The following is a 7356-nucleotide window of genomic DNA, read 5'->3' as shown; positions in this document are numbered from 1 at the left end:
GGACTGGTCAGCGTGTTCACGGGGGATATTCTCATGCCCAATTTCTCTGTCTGATCGTCCCCTGCTGAGCAGTTACGGCTATGACTGGATTCAGGGACTGGCCTGCCGTGGGATTCCCATCTGCGTGCGCCTGAGAAGTGACACACTCATGGATGACTGGACCGCCAATGACTGGCTGAGTCGCTTGCAGACCGGCTGTGCCGGTCTGCTGGTCGAGGACACGCTGGTGTACGGGCAACCGATGAACGTGGTTCTGACGCACACCCGAGACGGCGAGGCCCTGATCATCGCCAGTAACGCCGGAGCGGTGACGACGATCCAGACGCGATATCGCCGGAGATTCTTGATTGAGTGCCTCTTCAGGGCGCTGGGGAGCAAAGGCTTCCAACTGGAGGGAACGCACATGACGCTCCACGATCACGTGGAGCGCCTGCTGTGCCTGTTGACGCTGACCCACACGTGGTGTGTGCTGGTCGGGGTCACTCTGGACTGCCCGAAAAAGGCGCATGGTCGCCGGGCGTGGAGCGTGGTGAAGATGGGCTTGCGGGAACTGGTCCGGTCGTTCAGCCGGGAGTCGAATCGCCTGTGTGACTTGATCGACCTGTTGATGCCGTCCCAGACGAACTCCCCGGAAAGTGTCGGGTACTGAGCAGATTGACGTTGAGAGCCACCGTACCATGACTGATGGAGGCGCCAAAAAGCGCGTCCGTAATTTGGGTGACTCGCTCCAGTGGAATGAAATGCCCCACATTCAGCAAGGTCGTAAAGGCATGGAGTCTTGGGCCATACTGCACCTGACCCGGAACATGCTCGGGGAAAGCGGCCTGTCCACGACCGCCACAACTCGGGCAGAGTTTCACTTCGGCTTGATACTCATACGGATTCCGATTGATTCGGTGTAGTTCTGAATCAATCCGAGGCGACCGGGGCGCTGACCGGATGGCGCTACAGGGTGGTGAGGTGCTCCCCGTACGCGGCGTAGCGGGCTGCTGGCTCGCCACGGTCTGAGCGGAAGCCCTGCGCGAGGGTCTGGGCGACCTGCCGCTGCAGTGCCGTGAACTGACTGCTGCTCCGGGCATCCAGGGGTCGCCCGGCGACCTCCTCTGCGCGCAGGCGCATCACGGTCACCCGGTCGCCCGGTGTGGTCGGTGCTGCCCGAACCGCTGACGGCTCCGGCAGGTGCGGCGCGGGCGTCACCTCGCCCAGTGCGGTGATCTGACGCTGCACCTGAGTCTGCTGCTGGCGGAGACGCGTCTGCTCCTGGCGGTCCAGGGCGGCGGCACGCAGGACCGGCAGGACCGCCTGCCGCTGCAGGGTCTGCGGCCGGGCCGTGAACCGCTGCACGGCCTGCTGCTTCAGGGCCAGCGCATCGGCGGGCGCCTGTTCAGGAAGTGCCACGATGCGCCGGGGCGTGGCCTGGACCCGCTGAACCCTGTGAACACGCTCGGTCATGACCCGCAGCCTACCCCGCAACTGACCCGCTGGCAGGAAGATCTGAGCCTGGACGACCGGGTTGAGGACCGGATTCCAACAAGTCAGGTGAATGGAACAGAACGGAACACTGCGCGTCAGGAGTCACGTCCCTGACACTGCCCGGCAGACCCGCCCGGGTTCAGCCTGCGCTTCATCTGCCCGCGCCGTCCGCGCACTCCTGCCGCAGGGGTAGTTCGGCGAGGCCTTCGACGCGTACGGTGACAGCCCGCCCCTGCCGCGTCACCTGACCCCGCACGATCAGGGCCCGCGCGTCCCGCAGTAGCGCCCGGTGCGCCTCCCACAGGTCCGGGCTGATGATCGCCTGCGCGCGGCCGGTGGCGTCCTCCAGCACGTAGAACGCGAAGCCTTTCGCTGTCGGCGGGCGCTGCTTTGCCACGATCACCCCGGCGGCCCAGGCGCTCAGCCCAGGCTTAAGACCCGCCAGGGCCTCGCAGCCCAGGTCGCGGAGCCGGGCGCGGTGCGCGTCCAGGGGATGACGCCCGGCGGCACTCACGCCCGTCACGTCCAGGTCGAGCGCCGTCTGTTCATCCGGGGTCAGGAACGGCAGGTCGGGGGCGGGGACGTCCGGGCTCAGCAGGCCCCGTGTGCCCGGGGGCCGGGCGTGCGCGACGGTCTGCAGCACGTAGTACGCCTCGCGGCGGTTGTGCTGCCGGTCGATGTGGTCGAACGCCCCCGCCTTTACCAGGGTTTCGAGTGCGTCCCGTTTCAGGTTCAGTCGGTCGTAGAAGTCCTCGACACCAGCAAACTTACCCCCCATCAGGCGTTCGTGCACGATCTGCCGGGCCGTGTCGGCACTGACGCCCTCCACGGCGCTCAGGGGCACCCGGACGACCTGCACGGACTCTGCCCGGTATGACACACCGGAGCGGTTCACGCACACGCCGGACAGCCGGACGCCGCGCCGGGCTGCCTCGGCCGCGACCGTGCTCGCGGGCCACATGCCCGGCGCTTCGGTCAGGAACGCCGCGAAGTACGCGGCCGGGTGGTGACGGCGCATGAACGCGCTGGCGTAGGCGTGCGCCGCGAAGGCGTGGGCGTGCGACTCGGCAAAGCCGTAGCCGCGGAATGCCGCGCACTGCCCGAACGTGGCCTCGGCCTCCCAGGGAAAGGCGCCCACCGTGGCGGCGGCCCCGTCCAGGAACGTGCTGCGCAGCTGCGCGAGTTCCGTGTCGTCCTCGACGCGGCTCAGGCGACTGCGGAAGCGGTCCGCCTGGGGCCAGTCCATGCCGGCGTACTGCGCGGCGATCCTCAGGATCTGCTCCTGGAACAGCAGCGTTCCGTGCGTGGGCGCCAGGATGGACTGCAGGGGTTCGGGCAGTTCCGGGACCGCCTCTTCACCCCTGGCCCGGCGGACGTACGGGTGCACGGTGCCGCTCTGGATGGGGCCCGGGCGGATCAGGGCGATCTGGTGCGCGAGCTGGGTCATGTTCCTGGGTTGCAGGCGGGCCGTCATCTGCACCTGCGCCGGACTCTCGATCTGGAAGAGGGCCATGGTGTCCCCGGTGCTGATCTCCTGCCAGACGCCGGGGTCGTCGGGGAGCTGGCCGTACTCGACCCACTCGCCGGTCAGGCGCAGCGCCTCCTCGCGCGCCCGTTCCAGCGCGGCCAGCATCCGCAGGCCCAGCAGGTCCAGTTTGATCAGTCCGAGCCGTTCCACGTCGTCCTTATCGAAGGTCAGCATCCGGATGCCGCCGGAACTCCGCATCAGGGGGCTGTAGTGGGTCAGGGCCTCGCTGCTCAGCACCACGCCCCCGCTGTGAGGGGCCAGGTGCCGGGTGAACCGGGGCTCAACGCGTTCAAGCAGCGTCAGGAGCGCCTCCTTGACCGGCGCGTCTCCCAACACCTCGGTGAAGACCACCTCGGCTTCCCTGCCCCGGTGGGGCCGCAGGTGCCCGTAGTCCCTTCCCAGCGAGCGGGAGAGGCGGTCCCGCAATTCCGGCGGCAGGCCCAGCGCCCGCCCCAGATCCTGAACGGCACTCTTCAGGCGGTACGTGACGCGGTTGGCGACCATCGCCTGCCCGGCGCCCATCAGCCCCCAGCGTTCCTCGACCCAGCCGAGCACCTGATCGCGGCGGGAACTGGCGATATCGATGTCCACGTCCGGCATGCTGGTGCGCCCGGTGTGCAAGAAGCGCTCGAACAGCAGCCCGTGCGCCAGCGGATCACTCAGGGTGATGCCCAGCACGTAGCACAGCACGCTGCCAGCCGCGCTGCCACGCCCCGCCGCGAGAATGCCGTGCGCGCGGCAGTAGTCGGTCACCTCGGCGGCCGTCAGGAAAAACCCCGCCAGGTCGAGTTCGGCGACGGTGGCCAGTTCGGTCCGCAACCGGTCGAGCGCGGCCGGTCGGGCGTCCGGCAGGTAGCGGTCGGGCAGGTCCCGGTACACCCGCTCCTCCAGGGCCTGCTGCGCAGTCTGAAAGGGCCTGAGGCCCGGCTCCGGAACACTGAGGCGCTCCGGGAGCAGGTGCAGCGCGCACTGTTGCGCCAGCGTCTGCGCGTTCAGCAGGGCGTCCCCGAACGGAAGGAGTCCCGCCCAGCCGTCCGGGGTGCCGACATGCCGGGCGTCGTTGCGGGGCCGCTCGGGATGCGGCGTCTGCACGTCGGTACCAAGCCGCGCGCAGGTCAGCGCGTCCAGCAGCGGGTACTCGTCGGCGCAGGCCATGCTGACCTCCGGCGCAGCCACGACCGGGAGTTCCAGGTCGCGGGCCAGGCCGCGCAGGTACGACAGCCGCCGCTGCTCACTGGGTGCCTGGCCGTGATACAGCTGCAGGTACAGCGCCGACGGAAAGATCGCCCGCAGGAGCCGCAGGTACATGGCTGCCCGCGCCAGGTCCCTGTGCTCGCCCAGAACCGTGGGAAAGCCCGCCCGGCCCCCGGTCAGGCAGACGAGGTGCTCCTGCACACCTCCACCCGCCGGCCGGAGCCGGTCCAGGGGCAGGCCGTCCGGGCACTCCAGGTTCACGGCCGTGATCAGTTCGCACAGGGTGGCGTATCCTTCGCGGCTGCGGGCCAGCAGCACGACCGGGAACAACTGGGTGGAGCTGGACGACCGGGGCGGACCGGGGAACAGCACGGGCAGGGTCACGCCAATCACGGCGCTCAGGCCCTGCACCCGCGCCTCGTCGCAGAGTTCCACGGCGCCGGACACGCTGCACCAGTCAGCCAGACCGACCGTGCTGAACCCGGCTGCCCTGGCTGTTTGCACCAGCCGCGCGGGACTGACAGTACTGCGGCCCTCGCTGAAGAACGACTGGCACGCCAGCAGCGCCTCCAGCCTGGCGGGACTCCTGGGGGACGACTTCAAGGCAGTCAGTCGAGCAGTCTCGCCAGCCACCAGCGGCCTCCCTCTCCATCCTCGTGGTGCAGTTCGGCAGTCAGGGGCCCTGCCTGCACGAGGTAACAGGTGCGGGACTGCTCGCCCAGCCACCAGCGGCCCCCGTAGCGCCAGCTGTCCAGCACGGCCTGCACCGGGTACGGCTGGCCGCGCCAGATCAGGCGGGCCGGATGCCCGGCGCGCAGGTCGACCTGCACCTCGGTCTGGTGGGCTTTCACGGGCCCTGGCCCTCGAAGAACGCCAGGACGCGCTGCACCGCCTGGTCGCGCCTCACGGCGGGCGCGGGCGTCCAGGACTGCCGGGGCGTCAGGTCGCGGGGCCTGACCTGCCCGGTCAGCCAGTCCACCCAGGCGTACTGCGCGTCCGTGGCGTAGGCCCAGGGGTCGAGCCACTCCACGCGCACCAGCGCCTGCGGAAAGCGGCCCAGGACGGTCTTCGTGACCTCCAGTTCCGCGAGACCGGCCCACAGGCCCACCATCCGCCCCGGGTGCGCCAGCCCGCCCAGTTGCACGGTCAGCCGGTCGATCCCCAGCGGCAGCGCGGCCGCGTCGTGCAGGGCGAGGCCCGCCACGCGGGTGAGACCCGGGGGGTCCAGCGGCCACTTGAGCGTCCGGGTGGCCGACAGGCGTCCCCCGAGGGTGTCGGCGTGAACGGTCAGCGTGGCTGCCAGCCGCCCGCGCAGCTCAGCGATCAGGCCGGGCATCAGGTCGCGCAGCGCGGCGTCCACCTGGGCGGGTTCGGTCAGGGGCAGATCGAACGCGAGCGCGGCCTCCAGGACCTGGCCGGGGCGGTACGGTTCCACCGTGACCGTGCGTTCCCCTTTCAGGAAGCGGTTGAGCTTCCGGCCGGCGTCCACGCCCAGGAACGCCTCGCGCTGCGCGGCGCTCCAGGCCATCAGGCCGCCCAGGTTACGCAGGCCCAGGAAGTGCAGCTTCTCCAGGGAGGCCAGCGGCACCCCGAGCGCGCCCAGGTGGGCCAGGGGCGTGAGTTTCAAGAAGGCCTGCTCCGCACTGCCCCCCTGAGTGGCCCTGACCTCGCCGGACGGGGCTCTCAGGGCGGCCAGGTGGGCGAGTTCCCGTGAGGCTGCCAGTCCGACCGGGGCATGCAGCGCCGCCGCCAGGTCACGCGCGCCGGAGGCGGACAGGGTCAGGAACGCGGCGCCGCTCACCCGGCCGTCCACGCGGTCACTGAAGCGGGCGTACAGCTGCTCCAGCAGTTCCGCCCAGATCGCCTGTGCTTCCGATGCGGGCACCACCTGGGCGTGCAGTTCCGGGCAGCGGGAGAGCGCCGCCGACTCGCGCAGCCCGGCCTGAACGCCGGCCACCCGGGCAAGCGGACACGCCTGCAGGACGCGCCGGTCCTCGCCCAGCACCGCGACCGGCACGCCTGGATGCTGACGCCGGATGTGCTCCAGCGGCCAGGGGGTCAGCAGGACGCAGGCGGTGAGACCCGGCGTGCGCCCACCCATGAGGCTCAGGCCCTCCGGGTGGACGGGCGGGGCCCGGCGAGGCCCAGGCGGGCCACCATCCGCCCCTGGATCTGTACGTCCGCAGCCGGGTAGGTGCGCCGGGGGTGATCGGAGTTCTCGCTGACCAGCACCGCCTCGTCTCCAAAGACGTACACGCGCTTGAGCGTGGCGGCGTTTTCGCCGGGAATCAGGACGACCGCGACCTCACCGTCCAGGACTTCCGGGGTGGGACGCACGAGAACGTAGTCGCCGTCCATGACCCCGATGCCGGTCATGGAGTCGCCGCGGACCTGCAGCAGGAAGTCACCGTCACGGACGCCGAGCAGCTGGTCGAGGCTGGGCGTGACCTGATCGGGCGCCTGTTCGGCCAGGATCGGCGCGCCGGCAGCAATCTGGCCGTAGATGGGGATGCCGTCCCCGATGGCGGTCCGGGCGGTGTCGGTCAGGATCAGGCGGCCCCTGGGGCCGCTGCGTTCGATCAGGCCGAGTTCCGAGAGGGCTTTGAGATGGAAGCTCATGGTGGCCTCGCTGAGCCCTGCGGTGCGGGCCAGTTCGGCGGCGCTGGGCGGCCCGCCTGATTCACGGGTCAGGCGCGCGGTGAGGCGCAGGAGAGTCAGTCGCAGCTGGGTCAGGCGGGGGGGCATCAGGGTCACTCCTTCTATCTAAGATTACTTAGATAGCTGCATGTATCGTGACCCATGACAGGATTCCGCGTCAAGAGCGCGGCGGCCTGAAATTATGGCAACCTAAGCTCGGTAGACTGATCCACTGTGACTGACCCCGAACCTTACCGTCACCGTTTTCCCCTGAGCGTCATCGGGTGAGCCCTGCAGCTCTACCACCGGTTCCCGCTCAGCCGGCGTGATGTGCAGGAACCGCTCCACGAGCGTGGCATTCAGATCAGCCACGAGACCTTGCGGCTCACTCGCATTGAGGGTGGGAGGTCGACCGGACTTTTTCCTGGAGCGTTCTCGTTGGTAGTTTGAACTGGATAGAGTTTGGCGGAGGGTAAGTTCAGTGTGATCCACACCGGAGGACAGAATGTCCGTACCCAGGCAGA

General features: G+C 69.3%; 6 protein-coding genes and 2 pseudogenes. 2 read left to right on the top strand and 6 right to left on the bottom strand.

Going from position 1 to position 7356, the window contains the following annotated elements; all coding sequences use genetic code 11:
• Positions 1-25 precede the first annotated feature (25 nt).
• Positions 26-649: a transposase gene (locus tag QZ271_RS13265; RefSeq protein ID WP_367114377.1), complete on the top strand. Its 624-nt coding sequence runs from the start codon at positions 26-28 to the stop codon at positions 647-649.
• A gap of 1 nt (position 650) precedes the next feature.
• Here the strand turns inward: QZ271_RS13265 and QZ271_RS13260 are convergent.
• The 6 genes and pseudogenes from QZ271_RS13260 to lexA form a co-directional block, all read right to left on the bottom strand.
• Positions 651-875: pseudogene (locus tag QZ271_RS13260) on the bottom strand (IS66 family transposase); the annotation flags it as partial.
• A 70-nt stretch (positions 876-945) separates the two neighbouring features.
• Positions 946-1452 carry a hypothetical protein gene (locus QZ271_RS13255; RefSeq protein ID WP_291432248.1) on the bottom strand — a complete coding sequence of 169 codons (507 nt, stop codon included), beginning with the start codon at positions 1450-1452 and terminating at the stop codon, positions 946-948.
• Positions 1453-1624: 172 nt separating this feature from the next.
• Complete coding sequence (gene dnaE, locus QZ271_RS13250; protein WP_291432246.1) at positions 1625-4798, bottom strand: DNA polymerase III subunit alpha; 3174 nt, start codon at positions 4796-4798, stop codon at positions 1625-1627.
• 5 nt (positions 4799-4803) lie between these two features.
• Complete coding sequence (locus tag QZ271_RS13245; protein WP_291432244.1) at positions 4804-5046, bottom strand: DUF6504 family protein; 243 nt, start codon at positions 5044-5046, stop codon at positions 4804-4806.
• Positions 5043-6296: a Y-family DNA polymerase gene (locus QZ271_RS13240; protein WP_291432242.1), complete on the bottom strand. Its 1254-nt coding sequence runs from the start codon at positions 6294-6296 to the stop codon at positions 5043-5045. The genes QZ271_RS13245 and QZ271_RS13240 overlap by 4 nt, the downstream gene beginning before the upstream one ends.
• A gap of 5 nt (positions 6297-6301) precedes the next feature.
• Positions 6302-6940 (bottom strand): transcriptional repressor LexA, encoded by a 639-nt coding sequence (lexA, locus tag QZ271_RS13235; RefSeq protein ID WP_291432240.1) that lies wholly within the window; start codon positions 6938-6940, stop codon positions 6302-6304.
• Between the two features lie 126 nt (positions 6941-7066).
• Between lexA and QZ271_RS13230 the strand changes: the two are divergent.
• A pseudogene (locus QZ271_RS13230) lies at positions 7067-7216 on the top strand (IS6 family transposase); the annotation flags it as partial.
• Positions 7217-7356 lie beyond the last annotated feature (140 nt).

Source organism: Deinococcus sp., from assembly GCF_018260555.1.
Lineage (GTDB): Bacteria > Deinococcota > Deinococci > Deinococcales > Deinococcaceae > Deinococcus.
The sequence above is the reverse complement of the archived record's forward strand: the minus strand, read 5'-3'. Positions and strand labels throughout refer to the sequence as shown.

What these genes read in the sequence shown, in the direction of transcription:
- QZ271_RS13255 (WP_291432248.1), bottom strand. Translation starts at nt 1,452, where the DNA reads ATGACCGAGCGTGTTCACAGGGTTCAGCGGGTCCAGGCCACGCCCCGG.
- QZ271_RS13240 (WP_291432242.1), bottom strand. Translation starts at nt 6,296, where the DNA reads ATGGGTGGGCGCACGCCGGGTCTCACCGCCTGCGTCCTGCTGACCCCC.
- lexA (WP_291432240.1), bottom strand. Translation starts at nt 6,940, where the DNA reads ATGCCCCCCCGCCTGACCCAGCTGCGACTGACTCTCCTGCGCCTCACC.